The organism is Blastococcus sp. SYSU D00922 (assembly GCF_054050495.1).
On record NZ_JBJGZL010000005.1, the window covers coordinates 214,714 to 237,695 of the forward strand.

Annotated in this window: 27 protein-coding genes and 1 pseudogene; 21 read left to right on the forward strand and 7 right to left on the reverse strand. The window is 73.7% G+C overall.

Features of this window, described 5'->3' with window-relative positions:
* Positions 1-10: 10 nt before the first annotated feature.
* A complete protein-coding gene (locus ACI78T_RS09965) occupies positions 11-418 on the reverse strand; it encodes a VOC family protein (RefSeq protein WP_456557935.1) in 408 nt (135 codons plus the stop codon).
* 156 nt (positions 419-574) lie between these two features.
* On the opposite strand from ACI78T_RS09965, the gene rpsP reads away from it, so the two are divergent.
* The 16 genes from rpsP to ACI78T_RS10045 all read left to right on the forward strand — a co-directional run bounded on the left by rpsP (position 575) and on the right by ACI78T_RS10045 (position 12,953).
* Positions 575-1,069 carry a 30S ribosomal protein S16 gene (rpsP, locus tag ACI78T_RS09970; RefSeq protein WP_456557936.1) on the forward strand — a complete coding sequence of 165 codons (495 nt, stop codon included), beginning with the start codon at positions 575-577 and terminating at the stop codon, positions 1,067-1,069.
* Positions 1,070-1,072: 3 nt separating this feature from the next.
* Positions 1,073-1,309 carry an RNA-binding protein gene (locus ACI78T_RS09975; RefSeq protein ID WP_089336030.1) on the forward strand — a complete coding sequence of 79 codons (237 nt, stop codon included), beginning with the start codon at positions 1,073-1,075 and terminating at the stop codon, positions 1,307-1,309.
* A gap of 33 nt (positions 1,310-1,342) precedes the next feature.
* On the forward strand, positions 1,343-1,858 hold the full coding sequence (gene rimM, locus ACI78T_RS09980; RefSeq protein ID WP_456557937.1) for a ribosome maturation factor RimM: 516 nt from the start codon (positions 1,343-1,345) through the stop codon (positions 1,856-1,858).
* Positions 1,859-1,931: 73 nt separating this feature from the next.
* Positions 1,932-2,666 (forward strand): tRNA (guanosine(37)-N1)-methyltransferase TrmD, encoded by a 735-nt coding sequence (gene trmD / locus ACI78T_RS09985; RefSeq protein WP_456557938.1) that lies wholly within the window; start codon positions 1,932-1,934, stop codon positions 2,664-2,666.
* Positions 2,663-3,160, forward strand: coding sequence for an NUDIX hydrolase (locus ACI78T_RS09990; RefSeq protein WP_456557939.1), 498 nt, complete (start codon positions 2,663-2,665; stop codon positions 3,158-3,160). Before trmD ends, ACI78T_RS09990 begins: the two co-directional genes overlap by 4 nt.
* Positions 3,161-3,304: 144 nt before the next feature.
* Positions 3,305-3,661, forward strand: a complete 357-nt coding sequence (gene rplS, locus ACI78T_RS09995) for a 50S ribosomal protein L19 (RefSeq protein ID WP_116453143.1) — start codon at positions 3,305-3,307, stop codon at positions 3,659-3,661.
* 82 nt (positions 3,662-3,743) lie between these two features.
* Positions 3,744-4,667, forward strand: coding sequence for a signal peptidase I (lepB, locus tag ACI78T_RS10000; RefSeq protein ID WP_456557940.1), 924 nt, complete (start codon positions 3,744-3,746; stop codon positions 4,665-4,667).
* Positions 4,668-4,878: 211 nt separating this feature from the next.
* Positions 4,879-5,595: a LuxR C-terminal-related transcriptional regulator gene (locus ACI78T_RS10005; RefSeq protein WP_116453144.1), complete on the forward strand. Its 717-nt coding sequence runs from the start codon at positions 4,879-4,881 to the stop codon at positions 5,593-5,595.
* 116 nt (positions 5,596-5,711) lie between these two features.
* A complete protein-coding gene (locus tag ACI78T_RS10010; RefSeq protein ID WP_456557941.1) occupies positions 5,712-6,488 on the forward strand; it encodes a ribonuclease HII in 777 nt (258 codons plus the stop codon).
* Complete coding sequence (locus ACI78T_RS10015; protein WP_116453146.1) at positions 6,485-6,805, forward strand: DUF2469 domain-containing protein; 321 nt, start codon at positions 6,485-6,487, stop codon at positions 6,803-6,805. Before ACI78T_RS10010 ends, ACI78T_RS10015 begins: the two co-directional genes overlap by 4 nt.
* 79 nt (positions 6,806-6,884) lie before the next feature.
* Positions 6,885-7,244, forward strand: a complete 360-nt coding sequence (locus ACI78T_RS10020) for a YraN family protein (RefSeq protein ID WP_456557942.1) — start codon at positions 6,885-6,887, stop codon at positions 7,242-7,244.
* Positions 7,241-8,761, forward strand: coding sequence for a YifB family Mg chelatase-like AAA ATPase (locus ACI78T_RS10025; protein ID WP_456557943.1), 1,521 nt, complete (start codon positions 7,241-7,243; stop codon positions 8,759-8,761). Before ACI78T_RS10020 ends, ACI78T_RS10025 begins: the two co-directional genes overlap by 4 nt.
* A gap of 424 nt (positions 8,762-9,185) precedes the next feature.
* Positions 9,186-10,415 (forward strand): DNA-processing protein DprA, encoded by a 1,230-nt coding sequence (dprA, locus tag ACI78T_RS10030; protein WP_456557944.1) that lies wholly within the window; start codon positions 9,186-9,188, stop codon positions 10,413-10,415.
* A 31-nt stretch (positions 10,416-10,446) separates the two neighbouring features.
* Entirely contained in the window at positions 10,447-11,382 is a 936-nt protein-coding gene (locus ACI78T_RS10035) for a tyrosine recombinase XerC (protein WP_456557945.1), read from the forward strand.
* Positions 11,383-11,478: 96 nt separating this feature from the next.
* On the forward strand, positions 11,479-12,294 hold the full coding sequence (gene whiG, locus ACI78T_RS10040; RefSeq protein ID WP_456557946.1) for an RNA polymerase sigma factor WhiG: 816 nt from the start codon (positions 11,479-11,481) through the stop codon (positions 12,292-12,294).
* A 5-nt stretch (positions 12,295-12,299) separates the two neighbouring features.
* Positions 12,300-12,953 carry an FMN-binding negative transcriptional regulator gene (locus ACI78T_RS10045; protein ID WP_456557947.1) on the forward strand — a complete coding sequence of 218 codons (654 nt, stop codon included), beginning with the start codon at positions 12,300-12,302 and terminating at the stop codon, positions 12,951-12,953.
* Here the strand turns inward: ACI78T_RS10045 and ACI78T_RS10050 are convergent.
* Positions 12,920-13,885, reverse strand: coding sequence for a hypothetical protein (locus ACI78T_RS10050; protein WP_456557948.1), 966 nt, complete (start codon positions 13,883-13,885; stop codon positions 12,920-12,922). The two genes, ACI78T_RS10045 and ACI78T_RS10050, sit on opposite strands and share 34 nt — an antisense overlap.
* Positions 13,886-14,003: 118 nt before the next feature.
* A pseudogene (locus ACI78T_RS10055) lies at positions 14,004-14,429 on the reverse strand (M23 family metallopeptidase); the annotation flags it as partial.
* Between the two features lie 326 nt (positions 14,430-14,755).
* Here ACI78T_RS10055 and rpsB point away from each other — a divergent pair.
* From rpsB to ACI78T_RS10080, 5 genes are all read left to right on the forward strand, one after another.
* Positions 14,756-15,676 (forward strand): 30S ribosomal protein S2, encoded by a 921-nt coding sequence (rpsB, locus tag ACI78T_RS10060; protein WP_456557949.1) that lies wholly within the window; start codon positions 14,756-14,758, stop codon positions 15,674-15,676.
* Between the two features lie 78 nt (positions 15,677-15,754).
* A complete protein-coding gene (gene tsf, locus ACI78T_RS10065; RefSeq protein WP_456557950.1) occupies positions 15,755-16,570 on the forward strand; it encodes a translation elongation factor Ts in 816 nt (271 codons plus the stop codon).
* Positions 16,571-16,666: 96 nt separating this feature from the next.
* Positions 16,667-17,437 carry a UMP kinase gene (pyrH, locus tag ACI78T_RS10070; protein ID WP_456557951.1) on the forward strand — a complete coding sequence of 257 codons (771 nt, stop codon included), beginning with the start codon at positions 16,667-16,669 and terminating at the stop codon, positions 17,435-17,437.
* 63 nt (positions 17,438-17,500) lie between these two features.
* Positions 17,501-18,058, forward strand: a complete 558-nt coding sequence (gene frr, locus ACI78T_RS10075) for a ribosome recycling factor (protein WP_456557952.1) — start codon at positions 17,501-17,503, stop codon at positions 18,056-18,058.
* Positions 18,059-18,082: 24 nt separating this feature from the next.
* Entirely contained in the window at positions 18,083-19,201 is a 1,119-nt protein-coding gene (locus ACI78T_RS10080) for a phosphatidate cytidylyltransferase (RefSeq protein ID WP_456557953.1), read from the forward strand.
* A 3-nt stretch (positions 19,202-19,204) separates the two neighbouring features.
* Here ACI78T_RS10080 and ACI78T_RS10085 read toward each other — a convergent pair whose 3' ends face one another.
* The 4 genes from ACI78T_RS10085 to ACI78T_RS10100 are packed head-to-tail and all read right to left on the reverse strand — an operon-like array spanning position 19,205 to position 22,919.
* Positions 19,205-20,317: a GNAT family N-acetyltransferase gene (locus ACI78T_RS10085; RefSeq protein WP_456557992.1), complete on the reverse strand. Its 1,113-nt coding sequence runs from the start codon at positions 20,315-20,317 to the stop codon at positions 19,205-19,207.
* Entirely contained in the window at positions 20,314-21,078 is a 765-nt protein-coding gene (locus ACI78T_RS10090) for a polyphosphate kinase 2 family protein (RefSeq protein ID WP_456557954.1), read from the reverse strand. The genes ACI78T_RS10085 and ACI78T_RS10090 overlap by 4 nt, the downstream gene beginning before the upstream one ends.
* 51 nt (positions 21,079-21,129) lie before the next feature.
* Positions 21,130-21,780, reverse strand: a complete 651-nt coding sequence (locus ACI78T_RS10095) for a response regulator (RefSeq protein WP_456557955.1) — start codon at positions 21,778-21,780, stop codon at positions 21,130-21,132.
* Entirely contained in the window at positions 21,777-22,919 is a 1,143-nt protein-coding gene (locus tag ACI78T_RS10100) for a sensor histidine kinase (RefSeq protein ID WP_456557956.1), read from the reverse strand. Before ACI78T_RS10100 ends, ACI78T_RS10095 begins: the two co-directional genes overlap by 4 nt.
* Positions 22,920-22,982 lie beyond the last annotated feature (63 nt).

Below are 22,982 nucleotides of genomic sequence, written 5' to 3' on the forward strand. Positions count from 1 at the left end.
CGGACGGACGTCAGGGGCGCTCGACCACCAGCTCGACCTCGTAGCCGTCGGTGTCCTCGAAGTAGCCCGCCATGTGGTCCGGCCCGCCGGCGAAGGGGTGCCGGTCGGCGAACATCAGCGTCCAGCCGTGCGCGGGCCCTTCCTCGACGACGGCGTGGAGGTCGTCGGGGGAGCCGACCCGGAACGCCAGGTGGTTCAGCCCGGGGGAGCGGCGCTCGTGCCCGTCGCCCACGAGGGCCGGTGACTGCTCGACGACGACGTAGGTGCCCGACGGGCCCCAGCGCCACGACCGGCCGTGCTCCCACGACTGGTACGGCTCCGCGCCCAGCCGGGTCAGCAGCCATCCCCAGGAGCGCTCGGCGCGTGCCAGATCGGGCACCCACAGCTCGATGTGGTGCAGCGGACTGCTCCTGGCCACGGCTCTCCTCCGGCGATCTGGCATCATGGTCGGTCGAACACGGCGGTGGCGGCCCTCTCACCGTTCCCGGCCGTGTCCATCGCTCCGCCCCCGGCGTACCCCCACGCGTCGCGAGGGCGAGCAACCACACAGCGTTCGAGGAGTACACCACCCACCGTGGCCACCAAGATCAAGCTCATGCGCCTGGGCAAGATGCGCGCGCCGTACTACCGCATCGTCGTCGCCGACGCCCGGACCAAGCGTGACGGCCGCTCGATCGAGACGATCGGCAAGTACCACCCGAAGGAGGACCCCTCCTTCATCGAGGTCGACTCCGAGCGGGCGCAGTACTGGCTCGGCGTCGGCGCCCAGCCGACCGAGGCCGTCGCCGCCATCTTCCGCGTGACCGGCGACTGGCAGAAGTTCAAGGGCGAGCCGGCCCCCGCGCCGATGAAGGTCGCCGAGCCCAAGCCGGACAAGAAGGCCCTCTACGAGGCCGCCGTCCGCGCCGGCATGGACGAGCCGACCACCGAGGCGACCACCGCCAAGAAGAAGGCCGCCCCGAAGAAGGCCGCCGCCACCGAGGAGCCGGCCGAGGCCGTCGCCGAGGCTGCCGGTGCCGCCGGCGAGGGCCCCGCTGCGGGCGCCCCGTCCGAGACGCCTGCCGAGTAAGACGTGCTCGAAGACGCGCTCGAGCACCTGGTCAAGGGCATCGTCGACCACCCGGAAGACGTGACCGTCGACCTGCTCACCAACCGCCGCGGCAAGACCCTCGAGATCCGGGTGCACCCCGACGACCTCGGGAAGGTCATCGGCCGCGGCGGGCGCACCGCCAAGGCGCTGCGCCAGGTGATGACCGGCGTCGGCGGGCGCGGCCTCCGGGTCGACGTCGTCGACACCGACGGGCGCTGAGCGCTGAGTCCCACCCCGCACGACACCGACACCGTGGTGGTCGGCCGCATCGGCCGACCCCACGGTGTCCGTGGTCTGGCCACCGTCGAGGTGCGCACCGACGACCCCGACCACCGCTTCGCCCCGGGCACGGTGCTGCTCACCGACCCCGCGCGGCGGGGCCCGCTGACGGTCGTCGACAAGCGCTGGCACAGCGGCACGCTGCTGCTGCAGGTCGCCGCGGCCTCCGGTGAGGTCTACGGCACCCGCGAGGACGTCGACGCGCTGCGCAACACGCTCCTGCTCGTCCCGGTCGCCGATCTGCCGGAGATCGAGGAGCCGGACTCCTACTACGACCACCAGCTGGTCGGCCTGGCCGCGAAGCTGCCCGACGGCTCGGTCGTCGGCGAGGTGACCGCCGTCCGGCACGAGGCCCAGGACCTGCTGGTCCTCCGCCGTCCCGAGGGCGGTGAGGCGCTGATCCCGTTCGTCTCGGCGATCGTGCCGACGGTCGACCTCGCGGGCGGCTTCGTCGTCGTGGACCCGCCCGAGGGGCTCCTGGAGCTGTGAGCGAGCTCGCGAGCGAACCCATGGGCACAGCAGCCTTGCGAACGCGGGCGACGAGCGCCAGCGAGGAAGCGGCGTGAGCTTCCGGGTCGACGTCGTCACGATCTTCCCCGAGTACCTCGCCCCGCTGGGCCAGTCGCTGCTCGGCAAGGCGGCCGAGCGCGGCCTGGTCACCGTCGGCGTGCACGACCTGCGGCAGTGGACCGACGACGTGCACCGCACCGTGGACGACGCGCCGTACGGCGGCGGCCCCGGCATGGTCATGAAGCCCGAGCCGTGGGGCCGCGCGCTCGAGGCCGTCCGCCCGCCCGGCACCCGCCTGGTGGTGCCCACGCCCGCCGGCCGGCCGTTCACCCAGCGCATGGCCGCCGAGTGGGCAACCGAGCCGGGGCTGGTCTTCGCCTGCGGTCGCTACGAGGGCATCGACCAGCGGGTCGCCGACTGGGCCGCCGAGGCCGGGCCGGTGTCCGAGGTCTCGATCGGCGACTACGTGCTGGCGGGTGGCGAGTCCGCCGTCCTCGTCATGGTCGAGGCCGTCACCCGCCTCATCCCCGGCGTCGTCGGCAACCGGGAGTCGGTCGAGTTCGACTCGCACGCCGACGGCCTGCTCGAGGGCCCGTCGTACACCCGACCGGCGGACTGGCGCGGCCACGAGGTGCCGCCGGTGCTGCTGAGCGGTGACCACGCGGCCATCGCCCGGTGGCGGCGTGCCGAGTCGCTGCGCCGCACCGCGGCCCGCCGTCCCGACCTGCTGGCCGCCCTCCCCGAGGGCGCCCTCACGGATGCGGATCGGGCGGTTCTCGAGCCGTGACCCGGCCGTGGGTCCGGCCGACCGCCCGCGTCGTCGTGCTGGACCCTTCCCACCGGGTGCTGCTGCTCGGCGCCCGGCTCACCGACCCGGCGGTACCGCCCGGCGACGTCCTGTTCTGGTACACGCCCGGCGGGGGAGTGGAGGACGGCGAGAGCCTGCGGGAGGCGGCCGTCCGCGAGCTCGCCGAGGAGATCGGCCTGGTGGTCACCACCGATGCGCTCGAGGGCCCGGTGTGGCTGCGCCGGCACGTGGGCGCGTTCGCCGGCGTCGACATCGATTCGCGCGAGACCTTCTTCGTGCTGCGCGACGTCGTGCACGAGGTGGACGCCAGCGGGCGCACCGAGCTGGAGCTGCTGGGCGAGGAGCCGCACCGCTGGTGGACCGCCGACGAGATCGCCGCGAGCGCCGAGACCTTCGCACCCGGGGACCTCGCCGACCGCCTGCGTGAGCTGTCCGGCGGGCCCTGGACGGGGCCGCCGCGCATCGTCTCGTGAAGATGTGGCACAGTAGAGAGCTGCTGCAGGCCGTCGGCGAGCGCTGACGGTGGCTCCCGACGGGAGCGCAGCCACCCCGGAACGGACGGCCGGCGCACGCTGCTGTCCGACCGCATCGAGCCGCTAGAACTGAGGACTGCCGAGATGAACACCCTGGACGCACTCGACGCCGATTCGTTGCGCGCCGACATCCCCGACTTCCGCCCCGGGGACACCGTGAAGGTGCACGTGCGGGTCGTCGAGGGCAACCGCTCGCGCATCCAGGTCTTCCAGGGCGTCATCATCCGCCGCCAGGGCGGGGGCATCCGCGAGACCTTCACCGTGCGCAAGGTGAGCTTCGGCGTCGGCGTGGAGCGCACCTTCCCGGTGCACACCCCGGTCGTGGAGAAGATCGAGGTCGTCACCCGCGGTGACGTCCGTCGCGCCAAGCTGTACTACCTCCGCGAGCTGCGCGGCAAGGCCGCCAAGATCAAGGAGAAGCGCGAGACCGTCGCTCGCTGAGCGACGATGCGCTGACACGCTCGACGGCCGGTCATGACCGGCTGTGCTCGCGGCGGGTCTCCCGGGCCGTAGGCTGCTCTCGATGAGCAGCGACCGGCCCGGGGGGCCCGCCGACGTCGTTCCGGGCGATGGTGGGGACGACGGCCCCAGCGGGAAGAGGTCCGCCGGCGGCTTCCTGCGACGGGGCCGCCGCGACAAGAGCGCGAAGAAGGGCTCGCTGCTGCGCGAGCTGCCGGTCCTGCTGCTGATCGCCTTCGTGCTCGCCGTCGTCGTCAAGACCTTCTTCGTGCAGGCCTTCTTCATCCCCTCCGGGTCGATGGAGCAGACGCTGCACGGCTGCACCGGGTGCACCGGCGACCGCGTGCTGGTCAACAAGATCCCGTACTGGTTCGGTGACCCCGAGCCCGGCGACATCGTCGTCTTCAAGGGCCCCGACACCTGGACGCCCGAGGTGGACGTCGCCGAGCCGACCAACTGGTTCTCCAGCGCCATGCTCTGGCTGGGTCGCACCGTCGGTGTCGCGCCGCCGAGCGAGGACGACTTCGTCAAGCGGGTGATCGCCACCGAGGGCCAGACGGTCCAGTGCTGCGACGCCGAGGGCCGGATCACCGTCGACGGGGAACCGCTCGACGAGCCCTACATCTTCGAGAACACCCCCATCCAGGACCGCGCCTTCGGCCCGGTGACCGTGCCCGAGGGCCGGCTCTGGGTCATGGGCGACCACCGCTCGGCCTCGGCCGACTCGCGGTCGCACGTGAGCGACCGCTACGGCGGCACGATCGGTGTGGACGACGTCATCGGCAAGGCGTCGGTCATCGTCTGGCCGATCAGCCGCTTCGGGCTGCTCGACGACCCGGACATCCAGGGGCAGGCCGCGGCCGCGGACCCCTCCGGCGTCACGGAGTCCCAGGTGACGGCGTCCGTGGTGGCGCCGTGGGCGATCGGGCTGACCGGCGCCCTGCCGATCACCGCCTGGCTGCGGCAGCGGCGTTCCTCCACGGACTGATCCCCGCCCGCTCCGCACCGTGCTGCTGACCAGCACGGTCGTCCTCGCACGCCCTCGTCACGCCCATTCCGCTGTTACGCGTGGGGCGATGACGGCGCGCATTCGAGCATTCAAAAAATTGTCGAGAAAGTATTCAAGTAACCGTTTCACCCTTCCGATGGAGACATTGCAAGTTCCCGGAGTCGAAACGGAGTCAGTTGTGTCTGCACCTATGGCGAGCAACGCCCGCGGGGTCACCCGCGTGCTCCTCCTCGCCGACGCGCCCGTCCTGCGTCGCGGTCTGGTCAGCATGATCAACGAGACGGCCGGCATGCAGTCGGTGGGTACGCCCGGCGAACTGCGTCGCGCCCTCACGCTGGTCGAGTCGGCCCGCCCGGACGCCGTCGTCGTCGAGCTCGGCTCCGGCCGCGCCGCGACCCTGAACGCCTGCCGCGACCTGCGGCGCCGCTTCCCCCGCGTGGCGATCGTCGCCCTCGCCACCTCCGAGGACCCCTCGGTCGTGAACGAGGCGCTCGCCGCCGGTGTCCGCGGTTACCTCATGATCAACACCTCGCCGACCCTGCTCGGCTGGGCGATCCTGGCCGCTCGCGCCGGCCGGACCGTGGTCGACCCGCAGATCCGCCGGGTCGAGCCGTCGGCCGTGCCCGCCGCGAAGCCCTTCACGCCGGAGGTGCCGCTGACCCGGCGCGAGTCCGACGTGCTGGACGAGCTGCTGCTGGGTCAGTCCAACCGGCAGATCGGCCGCAACCTGTTCATCAGCGAGGATACCGTCAAGTCCCACGTCAAGGCGATCCTGCGCAAGCTGGGTGCCCGCGACCGGGCCCACGCGGTCTCCCTCGTGCTGTCCAACCGCCAGCCCGGCTGCACCTGCGGCGCCCACGGCCACGCGGCCGCCGCGGCGTCCGACGCCGAGCTCGCCGAGATCTGATCTCGGGCACTTCTCCGGCAGAACGGGCCGGCCCCTTCGGGGGTCGGCCCGTTCTGCCGTTCCGGGCCGGTGTCGGTCGTCCCGTCGTCGCAGGGCCGTCGTAGTGTCGGACGGCGATGGCGCTGCGAACCACCCACCCGACGTCGAGCCCGGCCGTGCGGACGCGCCGGACGATCGTCGACGACGACCGTCCCGACTCCCTCTGGGACATGGAGCGCTCCCTGCGGCGCCGTGGCTTCGAGGTCGTCGCCGGTGCGGACGAGGCCGGCCGGGGCGCCTGCGCGGGGCCGCTCGTGGCCGCGGCCTGCGTGCTGCCGCCGGGACGGCGGGGGCGCGTGCCGGGGCTGGCCGACTCCAAGCTGCTCACCGCCGCCGCCCGCGAGCGGGTGTACGACGAGGTGGTCGCGCGTGCCTTGACCTGGTCGGTCGTCGTCATCCCGGTCGGCGAGCTCGACGAGCGCGGCATGCACGTCACGAACATCGAGGCGCTGCGCCGGGCGGTGAGCGCCCTGGACCCCTCGCCGGACTACGTGCTCACCGACGGCTTCCCGGTACCGGGGCTGACCCGGCCCGGCCTCGCGGTGTGGAAGGGGGACCGGGTCGCGGCCTGCGTCGCGGCGGCGTCGGTGCTGGCCAAGGTCACCCGCGACCGGATGATGCTCGAGCTGCACGAGAAGTGGCCGGAGTACGACTTCGCCGGCCACAAGGGCTACATCACCGACGTCCACAGCGCCGCCCTGGAGCGGCACGGCCCGTGTCCCGAGCACCGGATGCGCTTCGTGAACGTGCGCTCGGCACGCGACGCGTACGCCGCGCGGAGCCTCCAGGTAACCGCCGAGGTCGCCATGGTCGATGATGGCGTCATGAGCCCAGTGCCCGGAGACGTTCGATGAGCACAGAGGACCTCGAGAAGTACGAGACCGAGATGGAGCTGCAGCTCTATCGCGAGTACCGGGACATCGTCCGCCAGTTCACCTACGTGGTGGAGACCGAGCGGCGCTTCTACCTGGCCAACTCGGTCGACCTCCAGGTGCGCGAGGCCGGGGGAGAGGTCTACTTCGAGCTGAAGCTCTCCGACGCCTGGGTCTGGGACATGTACCGCCCGGCGCGGTTCGTGCGCAACGTCCGCGTGCTGACGTTCAAGGACGTGAACGTCGAGGAGCTCGACAAGCCCGACCTCGAGTTGCCCGACAACCCGCGGATGCCCTAGCCCTTCCACAGGGCCGGGCCCTCTCCACAGATCTCCTCCGGCTGCCCTCGGCCCGGCGTTCCCGGGCGACGGTTGCCCGGTGCCCACACGCAACGAGCTCGGATCCCACGGCGAGTCCCTCGCCGCCGCCTACCTGACCTCCGCCGGCCTCCGGGTGCTCGACCGCAACTGGCGCTGCCGCGAGGGCGAGCTCGACATCGTCGCCCGGGACGGCGACGCGCTCGTCTTCTGCGAGGTGAAGACCCGCCGAGGGCTGGGCTTCGGCGACCCGGTCGAGGCGGTGACCGCCGGCAAGCAGCGCCGGCTGCGCACCCTCGCGCACCGCTGGCTCGCCGCCCACGACGAGCACGCGCCGGAACTGCGCTTCGACGTCGTCGGCGTGCTGGTCCGCCCGTCCCGGCCGGCGCTGGTCACGCACCTGCGGGCGGCGTTCCTGTGACGCTCGCCCGCACGTGGTCGGTCGGGCTCGCCGGCGTGCACGGCGCGATGGTCGAGGTCGAGGTCGACATGGCCAACGGGGTGCCGCACGTCGCCCTCGTCGGGCTCCCGGACGCGGTGGTGCGGCAGTCGGTGGACCGCGTGCGCGCCGCGGTCGCGAACGCCGGGGCCAGCTTCCCGCAGCGGCGGATCACCATCGGCCTGTCGCCGGCGTCGATGCCGAAGCAGGGGAGCGGGTTCGACCTGGCGCTGGCCGCGGCCGTCCTCGCCGCGTCCGGGACGGTGCCCGCGGAGTCGGTCGACCGGCTGGTGCTGCTGGGCGAGCTCGGGCTCGACGGGTCGGTCCGGGCCATCCGCGGCGTGCTGCCGGCCGTCCTGGCCGCGGCCCGTGCGGGCCACGCGCAGGTGGTCGTCCCGGCCGCGAACGCCGACGAGGCCGCGCTGGTCGACGGGGTGGAGGTGCTGGCGGCCCGCACCCTGCCCGAGGTCCTGGCCCACCTGGCCGGTCGTGAGCGGTTGACCGGGCACTCGAGGGGGCCGGTGCCCGAACCGCCGCCTCCGCCCGACCTGGGGGACGTCGTCGGTCAGACGGCCGGCCGGAGGGCGGTCGAGGTGGCTGCCGCGGGCGGTCACCACCTCTACCTGGCCGGACCGCCCGGGGCGGGCAAGACGATGCTGGCCGAGCGGCTGCCCGGGCTCCTCCCGCCGCTGGACGAGCAGGCGGCGCTGGAGGTGACCGCCATCCACTCGGTGGCGGGCACGCTGCCGGCCGGCGCGCCCCTGGTCACCCGGCCGACGTTCGAGGCTCCGCACCACTCGGCGTCCATGGCCTCGCTGATCGGTGGTGGGTCCGGGCAGATCCGGCCCGGCGCGGTGTGCCGGGCCCACCGCGGGGTGCTGTTCCTGGACGAGGCGCCCGAGTTCCCCCGGGCGGTGCTCGACACCCTCCGCCAGCCGCTCGAGCGCGGCCAGGTGACCATCCACCGGGCCGCGGGGTCGGCGACCTTCCCCTGCCGGGCGCAGCTGGTCCTGGCGGCGAACCCGTGCCCGTGCGCCAGCGCTGCCGGAGACACCGCGTGCACGTGCAGCCCGCTGGAGCGCCGCAGGTACGGGTCCCGGCTCTCGGGGCCGCTGCTGGACCGCATCGACCTGCGGGTCGACCTCCCGCCGGTCACCCGGGCGGCGTGGCTGGACGCGGTGGCGAAGCCGGAGACGACCGCTCAGGTGGCCAGGCGGGTAGCTGCGGCGAGGGCGGCCGCGGCGGATCGGCTCGCCGGGGCGGGGATCGCGGTGAACAGCCAGATCCCGGGGCGGCTGCTCCGCGAGCGCTGGACCGTGCCGCGGCCGTCCCTGCGGCTGGCCGAGCGGGCGCTGGAACGGGGAGCGCTGTCGGTGCGCGGTTTCGACCGGGTGCTCCGCGTCGCCTGGACCCTCGCCGACCTGGCCGGACGCACAGTCCCCGGACCCGAGGAGGTCGCCGAGGCGCTCGGCATGCGACTGCAGCGGGCAGCGGCGTGAATCGGGAGACGAGCCGCGCGGCGGTCCGACGACCGGCGAGATCGCTAGCGGAAGCTCGGCAGACCTGGAGCGCGCTCCGTGCACGCGGGCCCGCTGCCGGGCGGCCGCTCGTCGTGCTCGAACTCGTAGATGCACTCGCCGCACGTGGGCGTCGCCGGTCGGAAGGCGCCGCCGGGGTGCTCCCGCCAGTCGTGACCGCAGACCGGGCAGTTGCCGTGAGAGCGGACACGGTGACGCCACCGGGACAGGAGACCCACGGCGGCACCGTAGTCGGGTGGGGGACGGCCCCGTCGCCAGCCGACGACGTCTGCCAGGCCGTCGTTCTGCGGGTCGGGTGGACGCTGGCCGATCCGGCCGGTCGCACCGTGCCCGGACCCGAGGAGGTCGCCGAGGCGCTCGGCATGCGACTGCAGCGAGCCGCAGCGTGAACCTCGACGAGGATCTCGAGGAGGGGGTTGCCAGCGGCGGAGGTCCCGCCCGGCGACGGGCTCGCGCGTGGCTGAGCCGCGCCGTCGAGCCGGGGACGATCGACCTCTGGCGGTACGTCGAGGACGTCGGTCCCGTCGAGGCGGTCAGGCGTCTCCGCTCTGGCCGGGCGCCGGAGCGCATCCGGTCCCTCGTGGGCGCCCGCGCCGACGAGGACGTGACCCTCGCCGACCTGGCGCGCGCCGAGCGGTGCGGCGCCCGCCTGGTGATCCCTGAGGACGACGAGTGGCCGGCCCTGCCGCTGCATGCCCTCACCGTCGCCGTCAGCGCGGAGCCCGAGGAGCCGAGGAACCAGTCGGACCGGACGAAGGCACTCGTGCCCCCGCTCGCGTTGTGGGTGCGAGGTACGCCGCGGCTCGACGAGCTGGTCGACCGGTCGGTGGCGATCGTCGGGTCCCGGGCATCGACCGCCTACGGCGAGCACGTGGCCGCCGAGCTGGGTCACCAGCTCGGGCAGCGGGGGTGGACGGTGGTCTCCGGTGGCGCATTCGGCATCGATGCCGCGGCGCACCGCGGTGCGCTCGCCGCGGAGGCGCCGACCCTGGCGGTGCTCTCCTGCGGCGTCGACCGGCCCTATCCCGCTGCCCACGGGGCGCTGTTCCACCGGATCGCCGAGTACGGGCTGCTGGTCAGCGAGTGGGCGCCCGGCTGCGCGCCGCTGCGGCACCGGTTCCTCGTCCGCAACCGGCTCATCGCCGCCCTCACCCGCGGGACCGTCGTCGTCGAGGCGGCCGCTCGCTCCGGCGCGCAGGCGACGGCTCGCCGCGCGCAGGATCTCGGCCGACAGGTGCTCGTCGTGCCCGGTCCCGTCACGTCGGCGATGAGCGTCGGCTGCCACGAGCTCCTGCGCGACGAGAAGCTGCACGCCGTGCTGGTGTCCTCGGCCGCGCACGTGATCGAGGCGGTGGGACGCCTCGGGGACGACCTGGCGCCGCCGCTCCAGGGCCCCTCGTCGCCGCGGGACGGGTTGTCGGACGTCGCGGTGCGGGTGCTGGACGCCTGCCCCGTGCGCACGGGGGTGAGCCCCGAGCGGCTGGCCGCTGTCGCCGGGTGCGGCGTCCTGGACGTGCTGCGGGTCCTGCCGGCGCTCGAGCTCGCCGATCTCGTGGAGTGGACCGGGACCGGCTGGCGGCTCCGCCGGCCCCCGGGACCCGGCGCGGCGGCTTGACGAGCAGGAGGCGTCGTCGGACCGTCGGCGGGTGACTTCGGGGACTGCGGACGTGCGGGCGGCCCTGCCGGCGCCCCTCGCCGCGGCGCTGGAGGGATACGAGGACCACCTGCGCACGCAGCGCGACGTCTCCGCCCACACCGTCCGGGGCTACGTGGCCGACGCGGTCGCGCTGCTCGACCACCTGGCGCGCCGCGGCGGTGCCCAGGTGCACGACCTGGACCTCCCCACCCTGCGCAGCTGGCTGGCCCAGGGCCGCACCCGGGGCCACAGCCGGGCCACCATCGCGCGGCACGCGGCCTCGGCCCGCTCGTTCACCGCCTGGCTCCGCCGGGCCGGGCTCACCCCGGAGGACGTCGGCCTGCGCCTGGTGAGCCCCAAGGCGCATCGCGCCCTTCCGGGCGTGCTGGCGCCCGAGCAGGCGAAGGCGGTCATGGAGTCCAAGGCCGGCGCGGACGAGCCGATCGGCCTCCGGGACGCCCTCGTGCTGGAGCTGCTCTACGCCAGCGGGATCCGGGTGAGCGAGCTCGTCGGCCTGGACGTCGACGACGTCGACCGCGGCCGCCGGCTGCTCCGGGTCCTCGGCAAGGGCAGCAAGGAGCGCAGCGTGCCCTTCGGGGTTCCGGCCGAACGGGCCCTGGACGCCTGGCTGACCCGCGGCCGCCCCGCACTGGCCACCCCGGACTCCGGCCCGGCGCTCCTGCTGGGCGCCCGGGGCCGCCGACTCGACCCTCGGGAGGTCCGACGGACCGTGCACGCCGCGGTCGCCGGCACGGAGGGCGCACCGGACATCGGCCCCCACGGGCTGCGGCACTCCGCCGCCACGCACGTGCTGGAGGGCGGTGCCGACCTGCGGTCGGTACAGGAACTGCTCGGCCACGCTAGCCTCGCGACGACCCAGATCTACACGCACGTGACGGTCGAACGGCTCCGTGCCGTCCACGCGCAAGCGCATCCCCGGGCTTGAGACGCCGAGCCCGTTGCCGATACGAAACGGCAGGGGCCACCGACGGGGTAGGGCCGCACGGGGGAGGAACGACCATCAGCACCGAGGAGCGCGATCGTGCCTGAGGCCACCATCCACCGGCTCGACGAGTACGACGAGGAGTCCCAGGAGGACACCGACGCCATGCTGGCCCAGCTCTGGGCCGACTACGTTGCCGACCGCGCGCCCGAGCTGCGGGACCGGCTGATCCTCCACTACGCGCCGCTGGTCAAGTACGTCGCCGGCCGGGTCGGCAGCGGTCTGCCCGCGCACGTGGAGCAGGCCGACCTCGTCTCCTACGGCACCTTTGGGCTGATCGACGCGATCACCCGCTTCGAGCCCACCCGGGAGGTGAAGTTCGAGAGCTACGCGATGGCCCGCATCCGGGGCGCGATCATCGACGAGCTGCGCAACACCGACTGGATCCCGCGGTCGGTCCGCATGAAGGCCCGCCAGTTCGAGCGCACCGTCGCTGAGCTGGAGGCGCGCCTGCACCGGACGCCGACCGACGAAGAGGTCGCCGACGAGATGGACATGGACGTCGAGGAGATCCGCAAGTTCCTCGGCCAGCTGTCCCTCGTCAACGTCGTCGCGCTCGACGAGCTGCTCACCGACGAGGACGGCGGCGGCGCCCCCAGTCTCGGCGACACGCTCCAGGACTCCAGCGCCCTCGACCCGCAGGCGATGGCCGAGCACGGCGAGGCCCGCCAGCTGCTGGCCCGCGCCGTCGAGCAGCTGCCCGATCGCGAGAAGGTCGTCGTGAGCCTCTACTACTTCGAGGGCCTCACGCTCGCCGATATCGGCCGCGTCCTCGGCGTCACCGAGAGCCGCATCTGCCAGCTGCACACGAAGGCGGTGCTGCACCTGCGCACGAAGCTCGCCGACATCGCCTGATCGCCGTGTACGTCCCGCGGTTCAACGCCATGGACGACGGCGACGAGATCCGCCGGCTCGTCGCCGCGGTGGGGTCGGCGCAGCTGGTGACCGTCGGCGACGACGGCTTCCCGGCCGCCACGCTGCTCCCGGTGGTCTGGGACGGTGACCGCCTCGTGATGCACATGGCCCGGGCGAACCCGCACTGGCGCACGATCGGCGACGGCGCACCCGCGCTGGCCGTCGTCAGCGGGCCAGAGGCCTACGTCTCGGCCGCCTGGTACCCCTCCAAGGCCGAGCACGGGCGGGTCGTCCCCACCTGGAACTACTCCGCCGTCCACCTCACCGGACGAGCCCGGGTGCACCACGACCCCGAGTGGCTGCTCGACGCCGTCACGCGTCTGACGGACCTCAACGAGCAGCGCCGCGACCAGCCCTGGCAGGTCGGCGACGCCCCGGAGCGGTTCGTCGAGAAGCAGCTGAAGGCCATCGTCGGCATCGAGGTCTCCGTCGAGCGCGTGGAGGGCAAGGCGAAGCTCAGCCAGAACAGGGACGACGCCGACGTCGCCGGCGTCATCGCGGGCCTCCGGCGCGAGGGCGCCGGCCGGGAGCACCAGGTGGCCGACGCGATGGTCGCGCTCAGGACTCAGGACGAGGGCGCTCGCCGGCCCAGCTCGTAGGCGGCGCTGCCGTCGGCGAGGAGTTCCACGGTCTGGGCGCCGGGGCGGTCCAGGCTCAGCGCGAGGTCGGCGACCGAGCAGTTGAGCACGCGGGACACCGCACCGTCCGGGCTCGCGTAGTCCCACTCGACGAACGCCTCCGGCGGGGCCGACGCGGTCGCGCCGACGACGATCCCGCGGGGGCCGGGGATCAGCACCGAGCACCGGTCGTCGGAGGCCTCGACGCGGACACGGCGACGGAGCCCGCCGAGCACGTACCGGTGCCCACCGACGCTCAGGGCGCCGTTCGCCACCCAGGGCGACGTGAGCGGGCCCAGGCGCACGCGGCCGATGGCCACGTCGAACCAGGTGTCCCGCCACGTGCCGGCGAAGCCGAGCCCCGAGAGCCAGATCCACTCCTCGGCGTGCTCCTCGCCCCAGTTGTGGCCGACCATGCCGACCCAGCCGGACACGTCGATCCGCCGCCCGTCCACCTCCACCTCGCCGTCGACCAGCGCCGAGGGGCTCGGGGACAGCAGCTTCGTGCGCGGCTGCCGCGACGAGTACATCCAGTCGCGGGGCAGGTGGCGCAGCGGCGCCTCGGCGGAGGAGTGGCGCAGCGACCAAGAGACACGTCGGCCGTCGACCGCGGCCGCTCCGACGAGCTCGGTGGGCCCGAAGGTGCTCTCGCCGAGCCGGATCCACGCGCCGTCGCCCGTCGCCGGCTCGCCCACGTCGACCCGGATCGCCCAGGGGCGGGGTGCCGTCCGGTCGAACAGGGTGAACCACAGCTGGCCGGTCGGCGGGCCGTCGGGAGGCACGAGGACCGTGTACCGGATCCACAGCCCGCGCGGCTGATCGCGGTCGACGGCGCGCAGGTAGTAGCTCTCGTAGTGCCCGCGGCCCGCCGGCAGACGCGGCCAGCGGGGAGCGGTGTCGTCCGGAACGACCATGGCGGGAGGGTAGTGGCGGGCCCTGGGGACGTGGTCCGGCGCGACCTCTCCCGACGGGCGGGTCGGGCGGCAGCAGCCGCACGCGGGGTGGGCGCAGCAGCACCATCGGGTCCAGGTAGGTCTCGCCGCGGCGCAGGCCCCAGTGCAGGCATGCCTGGACGGGGCAGCCCGCGTGACCGATCCCTAGGGTCCCGATCGGCGAGCCCCGGGCCACCTGCTGCCCGGCGGCGACGGAGGCGTCCACCGGCTCGTACGTCGTCCGCAGCCCGCCGACGTGGTCGATGCTGACCACGGGACGGCCCGCCACCATCCCGGCGAACACGACGACCCCGTCACCTGCCACCAGCACCCGGTCGGCCGGCGCCCCCAGCAGGTCGACGCCGCGGTGCCCGGCCGCGTACGGGTGCGGCAGCCGGTCGAAGGGTCGGGTCACCGACAGCGGCCCGTCCAGGGGCGGGCCCCACAGCGTCCCGGCAGGAACCGGGTCGGCCGGCGGTACGGGGGCGGCGGTGGCCGATGCCGGCAGCGCCACGAGAGCGGCCATCAGCAGCAGCAGGAGGCGTGGACGCACGGGACGACCGTCGTCCACGGAGGACAGCGGTGGGCCGGCTGGACGGGGTCTGTGGATGGCCCATCCCGCTGGGGAACTGGTCGCCGATCCTCGCGTATGCTGTCCGGTGCGGCCCGAGCAGTCGGGTCGACTTCGCGCGTCCTCTTCCCGCCGGATCAGGCGGGGCAGTCGCCACCTCGGTCCCGACGGGCAACCGCCGGGGGTGTGGCGCGGCCGGACGCCAGGGCGGTGCACCACCCGGTGCGCAGCGACAACCGAGAAGCGCGGCCCCTGGCCGCGTGCGAACGAGAGAGGCTGCAATGGCAGTCGTCAGCATGAAGCAGCTGCTCGACAGCGGCGTGCACTTCGGTCACCAGACCCGCCGCTGGAACCCGAAGATGAAGCGGTTCATCTTCACCGAGCGCAACGGCATCTACATCATCGACCTGCAGCAGACGCTGGGGTACATCGACAACGCCTACGAGTTCGTCAAGCAGACGGTCGCCCACGGCGGCTCGATCCTGTTCGTCGGCACCAAGCGCCAGGCGCAGGAGGTCGTGGCCGAGCAGGCCACCCGCGTCGGCATGCCCTACGTCAACCAGCGCTGGCTGGGCGGCATGCTCACCAACTTCTCCACCGTGCACAAGCGGCTGCAGCGCCTCAAGGAGCTCGAGGACCTCGAGCAGACCGGCGCCCTGGTCAGCCTCTCCAAGAAGGAGCAGCTGGTCCTCAGCCGCGAGAAGGCCAAGCTCGAGCGCAGCCTCGGCGGTATCCGCGACATGCAGAAGGTGCCCAGCGCCATCTGGATCGTGGACACCAAGAAGGAGCACATCGCCGTCGGCGAGGCGCGCAAGCTGAACATCCCGGTGGTGGCGATCCTCGACACCAACTGCGACCCCGACGAGGTCGACTACAAGATCCCGGGCAACGACGACGCGATCCGCAGCATCACCGTGCTGACCCGGGTCATCGCCGACGCCGTCGCCGAGGGCCTCATGGCCCGCTCCGCCGCGCAGGCCGACGCCGGTCGCGGCGAGGCGGCCGAGCCGGTCATCGGTGGCGACGAGCCCCTGGCCGACTGGGAGCGCGAGCTCCTGACCGGTGGGGACGCCGCCGCGACCCCGCTGCCGGAGACGCCGGCCCAGCCGGCCGAGGTCACCGCGAACGAGGTCGCCCCGGTCGAGGGCGTGCCCGCCACCGGCGACACCAGCACCGGCACCCAGGGCGCGCAGAACGGCTGATCGCACGGCGCCGTCCCCCTGAGCGGGGGACGGCGCCGCGGCGCGCCCGCACCACCCACGGACCACAGAGGAAGAGACATGGCTGACTTCACCGCCGCCGACGTCAAGCGTCTCCGCGACGCCACCGGCGCCGGCATGATGGACTGCAAGAAGGCGCTCACCGAGGCCGACGGCGACTTCGACAAGGCCGTCGAGCTCCTGCGCGTCAAGGGCGCCAAGGACGTCGGCAAGCGCCTCGAGCGCTCCACGACCAACGGCATCGTCGTCAGCAAGGACGGCGCGCTGCTCGAGCTCGACTGCGAGACCGACTTCGTCGCCAAGAACGCGGACTTCATCGCGCTGGCCGAGCGCCTGCTCGAGATCGGCCTGACGAACAAGGCCACCGACGCCGGGTCCCTCCTGAGCAGCGACGTCGACGGCCAGACCGTCGCCGCGCTGGTCGAGGGCGAGTCGGCCCGCATCGGCGAGAAGCTCGTCCTCAGCCGGTTCGCCGCGTTCGAGGGCAGCACCGCCACCTACCTGCACAAGCGGGCCACCGACCTGCCCCCGGCCATCGGTGTCGCGGTGCAGTACTCCGGCGGCAGCGAGGACGCCGCGCGCAGCCTGGCGATGCACATCGCCGCGGCCCGCCCGCGCTACCTCACCCGCGACGAGGTCCCGGCCGAGGCCGTCGAGACCGAGCGCCGCGTGGCCGAGCAGACCGCGAAGGAGGAGGGCAAGCCGGAGCAGGCGATCAGCAAGATCGTCGAGGGCCGCGTCAACGCCTTCTACAAGGACTTCGTCCTGCTCGAGCAGCCGTCGATCACCGAGCCGAAGCGCACGGTCAAGCAGATCGTCGACGAGGCAGGCCTGACCGTGGAGCGGTTCGCCCGCTTCGAGGTCGGCCAGGCCTGACAGGCACGTGAACGGCCCCGCCCCCGTGATCCGGGAGCGGGGCCGTTCGCATGTGCGGCAGGATCAACCAACTGACGTCGAACGAGGGATGACGCGTTGACCGACACCACACCTCCGCTGTCCGCCCCCACCGCCTTCCAGCCCGCCGACGGCAGCGGCTACCAGCGGGTGCTGCTCAAGCTCTCCGGTGAGACCTTCGGTGGCGGCAAGGTCGGCGTCGACGCCGGCATCGTCCGCAACATCGCCGAGCAGCTGGCCGAGGTCGTCGCCAAGGGCACCCAGGTCGCGGTGGTCATGGGCGGCGGCAACTTCTTCCGCGGTGCCGAGCTCAGCCAGGCCGGCATGGACCGCACCAAGGCCGACTACATGGGCATGCTCGGCACGGTCATGAACTGCCTGGCCCTCCAGGACTTCTGCGAGAAGGCCGGTCTCGAGACCCGCGTCCAGTCGGCGATCACGATGGGGCAGGTCGCCGAGCCCTACATCCCGCGCAAGGCGATCCGGCACCTGGAGAAGGGGCGCCTGGTGATCTTCGGTGCCGGTGCCGGCATGCCGTACTTCTCGACCGACACGGTCGCCGCCCAGCGGGCGCTGGAGATCGAGTGCCAGGTGCTGCTCATGGGCAAGAACGGGGTGGACGGCGTCTACGACGACGACCCGCGCACCAACCCCGACGCCGTCATGTACGACGACCTCGACTACGCCACGGTGCTGGCCAAGCAGCTCAAGGTCGCCGACGCCACGGCCATCAGCCTGTGCATGGACAACCAGATGCCGATCGTCGTGTTCAACCTGCTGCGTGACGGCAACATCGCGCGGGCGACCGCAGGTGAGAAGATCGGCACGCTGATCAGCCAGCCCGCCTGAGCCTGTCAGTACGAAGAGGATGACGATGGGCGCCGGCGCCCATCGCCGATGGAGGGAAGACCCGTGATCGACGACACCCTGCTCGACGCCGAGGAGCGGATGGACAAGGCCCTGTCGGTCGCCCGCGAGGACCTCGGTTCGGTGCGCACCGGCCGTGCTGCCCCGTCGATGTTCAACAAGATCATGGTCGACTACTACGGCGCCTACACCCCGGTGCCGCAGATGGCGTCGATCACCGTGCCCGAGGCGCGCATGGCCGTCATCAAGCCCTACGACATGAGCCAGTTGCAGGCGATCGAGCGGGCCATCCGGGACAGCGACCTCGGCGTCAACCCGACGAACGACGGCCAGATCCTCCGCGTGGTCTTCCCGCAGCTGACCGAGGAGCGCCGCCGCGACCTGGTGAAGCAGGCGCGCGCCAAGGGCGAGGACGCCAAGGTCGCCATCCGCAACATCCGCCGCCGGGCGAAGGACGAGCTCGACCGCATCGCCAAGGACGGCGAGGCCGGTGAGGACGAGGTCCGCCGCGCCGAGAAGGAGCTCGACCACCTCACCGAGCAGCACGTGCACGGCATCGACGAGGCGATGAAGAACAAGGAGTCGGAGCTCCTCGAGGTCTGACCGCCGACTGCCTGACTCACCGCAGTGACTCCGTCGTCCGCCGCCGACCGACCCGGGACCTCCGGGCCGGGCACCTCGCCGTTGCCGCGCTTCGGTGGTGGTGCGGAGCCGAGCGCGGACACCCTCGGCGCCTCGTGGCGGCAGGGGAGGGGGTGGCAGGAGCCGGAGGACGGCGACACCGGCCCGGTGCCGATCGTCGGCGACCGGCCCGCCCCGCCGCTGCGCCCCGCCGACCCGGCGCCGGTGACCGACCAGCTGCCCACCGCCGTCGTCCCGCCCTCGGTGGACGAGCCGGCGGCCGAGGAGGTGCTGCCGGTGACCGAGCGTCCTGCCGGCGGGCGCGCCGGCCGTGACCTGCGGGCCGCGATCGGCGTCGGCGTCAGCCTCGTCGCGCTCATCCTCGCGTCGCTGTTCATCTGGCGGCCGGCCTTCCTCGCCGTCCTCGTCGCGGCGATCCTCGTCGCCGTCTGGGAGCTGACGAAGGCACTCGGTGCCGGCCGGTTCCACCCGCCGCTCGTCCCGCTGCTGGTCGGCGCCCTGCTGATGGAGGGGCTGGCCTGGACGAGGGGACCGACCGGGCTCGTCGTGGGCTTCCTGCTCACGTCGCTGGCGGTCGTGCTCTGGCGGCTCGGGCACGGGCCGGCGGGCTACCTGAACGACGCCGCGTCGGGGATCCTCGTCGCGCTGTACGTGCCGTTGCTGGCGGGGTTCGCCGTCCTGCTGCTCGTCCCCGACGACGGGGCCTGGCGGGTCATCGCGTTCATCGCCACGGTGATCGCCAGCGACGTCGGCGGCTACGCGGCCGGCGTCATGTTCGGCAAGCACCCGATGGCGCCGAGCATAAGCCCGAAGAAGTCGTGGGAGGGCTTCGCCGGCTCGGTGGCCGCCTGCATGCTGATCGCGAGCGCGTTCGTCGTCCTGGGCCTCGACGGTCCGTGGTGGGGCGGGCTCGTGTTCGGCGCCGCCCTCGCCGTGTCGGCCACGGTCGGGGACCTGGGGGAGTCGCTGATCAAGCGCGACCTGGGCATCAAGGACATGGGCAACCTGCTGCCCGGCCACGGCGGGATCATGGACCGCCTCGACTCGCTGCTGCCCTCGGCGGCGGTGGCCTACCTGCTCCTGTCGGTCCTCGCCCCGGTCTGAGGCTCACGCCGGCCGGTTGGCGCTCCACGTGGTGCCCACCGGCTGGAACCCGCGCCGGGCGTACCAGTCCCGCGGCCAGTCCCGCGCGTCCGCCTCCAACACCACCAGGTCGCAGCCGGCGTCGACGGCCAGCTGGAGGGTCGTCGCCAGGACGGCGTCCCCGTGGCCACGGCCACGGGAGGCGGGATCGGTCATGACCGATTCGATGGCCGCCGTCGCGCCGTCGATCCGCAGCTGCGCGGCGGCGACGACCCGGCCGTCCTCCCGGACCACCACGTCGCTCACCGCGAGCACCCGGTCGTTGAGCACCTCGCGCCCGATGAGCTGGGCCACCACCCGGTCGAGCTGAGGGCCGAGGCCGGCGAGGTCGCGGCGCCACGACTCGTCCCAGAGCTCGTGCACCTCGCGCTGCGGGACCACCTCGGCTCGCCCGGCCCCGGGGAGGACGGCCGGCCGCCGGGCCATGAGGAGCAGTTCCTCGACCTCCCACCCGCGCCGCCCCAGCTCCGCCGCGACCTCGTCCGCGCCGGGCCACAGCAGGGTCGCCGTCCGGCTGGGCCAGCCGGCGTTGCCGGCCACCTCGGCGGCGGCGTTCTCGATCGCGTCGGCGTTCACCGGCGAGGTGAGGACCAGCCGGTTGTTGTCCCGGGAATGGGCGAAGTCCGGGTCGAGGACCGCGACACCGCCGGGCACGTCACCGATGCCGACGGCGCGCCGCACCGGCAGGGAGGCGTAGAGGGCCAGGGTCCGGCCCGGCACGTCGTCGGGAGCAGGGAGCACCGGCGCGACCGGCGGCCGGTACGGCACGACGGCGACGACGGCGCTGGTCGGCAGCGGCCCGTAGAGGTGCGGGAACAGCCTGCTCCCCGGGTCGGCCGGCACGCCGGGCTCGACCCGCACCTCGTCGGTCAGCCGGGCGGGGTCGACCACCAGCAGCAGCAGGTCGCGGCGGCCCGGGTGGAGCGCCTGGGCCGGCACGTGCACCTGGTCGGGCGCCGAAAGGTGCACGAATCCCATCGCGTCGAGGGAGGGCGGCCGCACGGCTCCCCGGCCCAGCGCCGCGCGCCAGTCGGCGGGCTCGATCAGGTGGACGAACAGCGTGCTGCCTCCGGTCAGGTCAGCGGGGGGTCGGCGTCGATCCCGCGCGCCTCCAGCGCGGTCTCGATCGCGTGGCACACCGTACGGACCACCGCGACACGCGCCCACCGCTTGTCCTCCGCCGCGATGACGTGCCACGGGCCTGCCGGGTGGTCGGTGCGCTCGAGCATGTCCTCGACGGCGGCCTCGTACGCGGGCCGCTTCTCGCGGTTGCGCCAGTCCTCCTCGGTCAGCTTCCACGCGCGGTACGGGTCGTCCTGCCGTGACTCGAACCGGCGGAGCTGCTCCTCGGGGGACAGGTGCATCCAGAACTTGACGATGATGGTGCCCTCCGCCGCCAGCGTCGTCTCGAGGTCGACGATCTCGGCGTAGGCGCGCTGCCAGGCCTCCTCGGGGGCGAAGCCCTCGACCCGCTCGACGAGGACCCGGCCGTACCAGGTGCGGTCGAGGACGGCCATGCCTCCCCAGCCGGGCAGCACGGGCCAGAACCGCCACAGGAAGTGGTGCCGCTTCTCGTCGGAGGAGGGGGCGGCGAATTGCGCGACCCGGACGTGCCGGGAGTCGAGCTCCTCCACGAGGCGCTGGATGGCGCCGCCCTTCCCGGAGGCGTCCCAGCCCTCGAACAGCACCAGCAGCGGAGGTCCGAGCTCTCCGGGGCCGATCTGCCCACCGAGCAGCAGCCTCAGGTGGACCAGGCGCTCCTGGGCGGCCTTCAGCTCGGCCTTGCCCTCCTTCTTGGACATCTTCAGCGAGAGGTCGACGTCGGCGAGACGGCTCATGGCCGACAGCCTGGCGGCGGCGGGCTCCCCGCGCAGCCCCGGGGCCACCGGTCAGCCGGATCCGACCAGGCCGCACTCGTGCGCCAGCACGATCGCCTGCGGCCGGTCGCGGAGGTCCAGCTTCGCCAGGATGTGCCGGACGTGGCTCTTCACCGTCGCCAGGGAGATGAACAGCTCCGCGGCGATCTCGGGGTTGGAGCGCCCGGCGCCCACCAGCGCCAGGACGTCGCGCTCGCGCTCGCTCAGCGTGCCGAGGCGGTCGGCGCCGGGTGCGGGGCCCGGTGGCCGGCGGACGTAGGAGGCGACCAGCCGGGCGACCACCGTCGGCGCCAGCGGCATCTCCCCGGCGGCCGCCGCCTCCACGGCCGCGACCAGCCGCTCGCCCCCGGCGTCCTTGAGCAGGTAGCCGGTGGCGCCCGCCTCCAGGGCGCGGAAGGTCAGCTCCTCGCCCTCGAAGGTGGTCAGCACCAGCACCCGGGTCCGGCTGCCGGACGCGACGATCCGCCGCGTCGCCTCGACGCCGTCCAGCTCCGGCATGCGGATGTCCATCAGGGCGACGTCCGGCTCGGTGTCCAGGACCAGCCGGACGCCCTCCGCCCCGTCCGCCGCCTCGCCCAGGACCTGCATCCCGGCCAGCTCGAGGATGAGCCGGAGGCCGTCGCGGATCAGCTGCTGGTCGTCGACCAGCACCACCGTGGTCATCGCGGTGCCGGGACGTCGACCGGGAGCCGGGCCCGCAACCCGAAGCCGCCGTCGGCGCGGGGCCCGGCGTCCAGCTCGCCGCCGAGGACGCGCACCCGTTCCCGCATGCCCACCAGGCCGAAGCCCGAGCCGGGGGAGCCGGCCGCGGTACCGGCGTCGTTGACCACCTCGACCACCACGGCGGGCCCGTCGCCGTCGACGCAGACCCGGACCGGCGAGCCGGGCGCGTGCCGGGAGGCGTTGGTGAGCGCCTCCTGGACCAGCCGGTAGCCGGCGAGCCCGACGCTGGCGTGCAGCGGCCGGGACGGCGGCCGGAAGGTGAGCTCCACCGGACCGCCGGCCGCCCGGTGCTGCTCGACGAGCGCCGGCACGTCGGCGAGCCCCGGCTGGGGCCGCAGCGCGCCGTCCGCGTCGTCGCGAAGCAGACCGACCGCGCGGCGCATCTCGGTCAGCGCCTCGGCGGCCGACCGCCGGATGGCGGCGATCGGCGCGGCGGCCCGGTCGGGCGCCTTGGCCAGCGCGGCCGCGGCGGCGTCGGCCTGGAGCGCGATGACCGTCACCTCGTGCCCGAGGACGTCGTGCAGCTCCCGGGCGATGCGGGCCCGCTCCTCGGCGACGGCGGTGCGCTCGGCCAGGGCCCGCTCGCGCAGCAGCTGCGAGGTGAGCTCCCGCAGGCGCCGGTTCTGCTCGCGCTGGTGGGCGACCAGCCGCCCCGCGGCCGCGGGGCCGACGACCACGAGCGCCGCGCCGATCGCGGCGGTCGGGTGCTCGGGGCCCAGGAGGGTCAGCACCACTCCGACGACGAGACCGACGGTGCAGACGCCGAGGATCCGCCACGTCCCCGTCGCGTAGGCGCCCACGGAGTAGAAGAGCAGCCCGGCGATGACGTAGCCGAGCAGCAGGAAGCCGTCCGTCGTCGGGATCGTCCAGACCGCCGTCATCGCCAGGGCCGCGGTCGAGGGGAACACCCGCCGCCAGGCCAGCGGCGCGGTCGAGCCCACGGCGACCAGCACCGACACCACCGGGTGGGCGATGGGGGCGATCGCGACCTGCACCAGCGAGAGGGCGCAGAGGACGGCGGCCAGGACGACGTCGGACCGCGGCGGCAGGGCCGGACGGGGTTGCGACGACGGGGCCACGGGGCCGAAGAGTAGGGCGGCCGGGGGCCCGTGACATCAGCCCTGGGGCTGACCGCGGAAGCA

Coding starts and splice junctions, on each gene's coding strand:
- rplS (WP_116453143.1), top strand. CDS start 3,305: ATGAACACCCTGGACGCACTCGACGCCGATTCGTTGCGCGCCGACATC.
- lepB (WP_456557940.1), top strand. CDS start 3,744: ATGAGCAGCGACCGGCCCGGGGGGCCCGCCGACGTCGTTCCGGGCGAT.
- ACI78T_RS10005 (WP_116453144.1), top strand. CDS start 4,879: ATGGCGAGCAACGCCCGCGGGGTCACCCGCGTGCTCCTCCTCGCCGAC.
- ACI78T_RS10010 (WP_456557941.1), top strand. CDS start 5,712: ATGGCGCTGCGAACCACCCACCCGACGTCGAGCCCGGCCGTGCGGACG.
- ACI78T_RS10015 (WP_116453146.1), top strand. CDS start 6,485: ATGAGCACAGAGGACCTCGAGAAGTACGAGACCGAGATGGAGCTGCAG.
- ACI78T_RS10050 (WP_456557948.1), bottom strand. CDS start 13,885: ATGGTCGTTCCGGACGACACCGCTCCCCGCTGGCCGCGTCTGCCGGCG.
- rpsB (WP_456557949.1), top strand. CDS start 14,756: ATGGCAGTCGTCAGCATGAAGCAGCTGCTCGACAGCGGCGTGCACTTC.
- tsf (WP_456557950.1), top strand. CDS start 15,755: ATGGCTGACTTCACCGCCGCCGACGTCAAGCGTCTCCGCGACGCCACC.
- ACI78T_RS10090 (WP_456557954.1), bottom strand. CDS start 21,078: ATGAGCCGTCTCGCCGACGTCGACCTCTCGCTGAAGATGTCCAAGAAG.
- ACI78T_RS10095 (WP_456557955.1), bottom strand. CDS start 21,780: ATGACCACGGTGGTGCTGGTCGACGACCAGCAGCTGATCCGCGACGGC.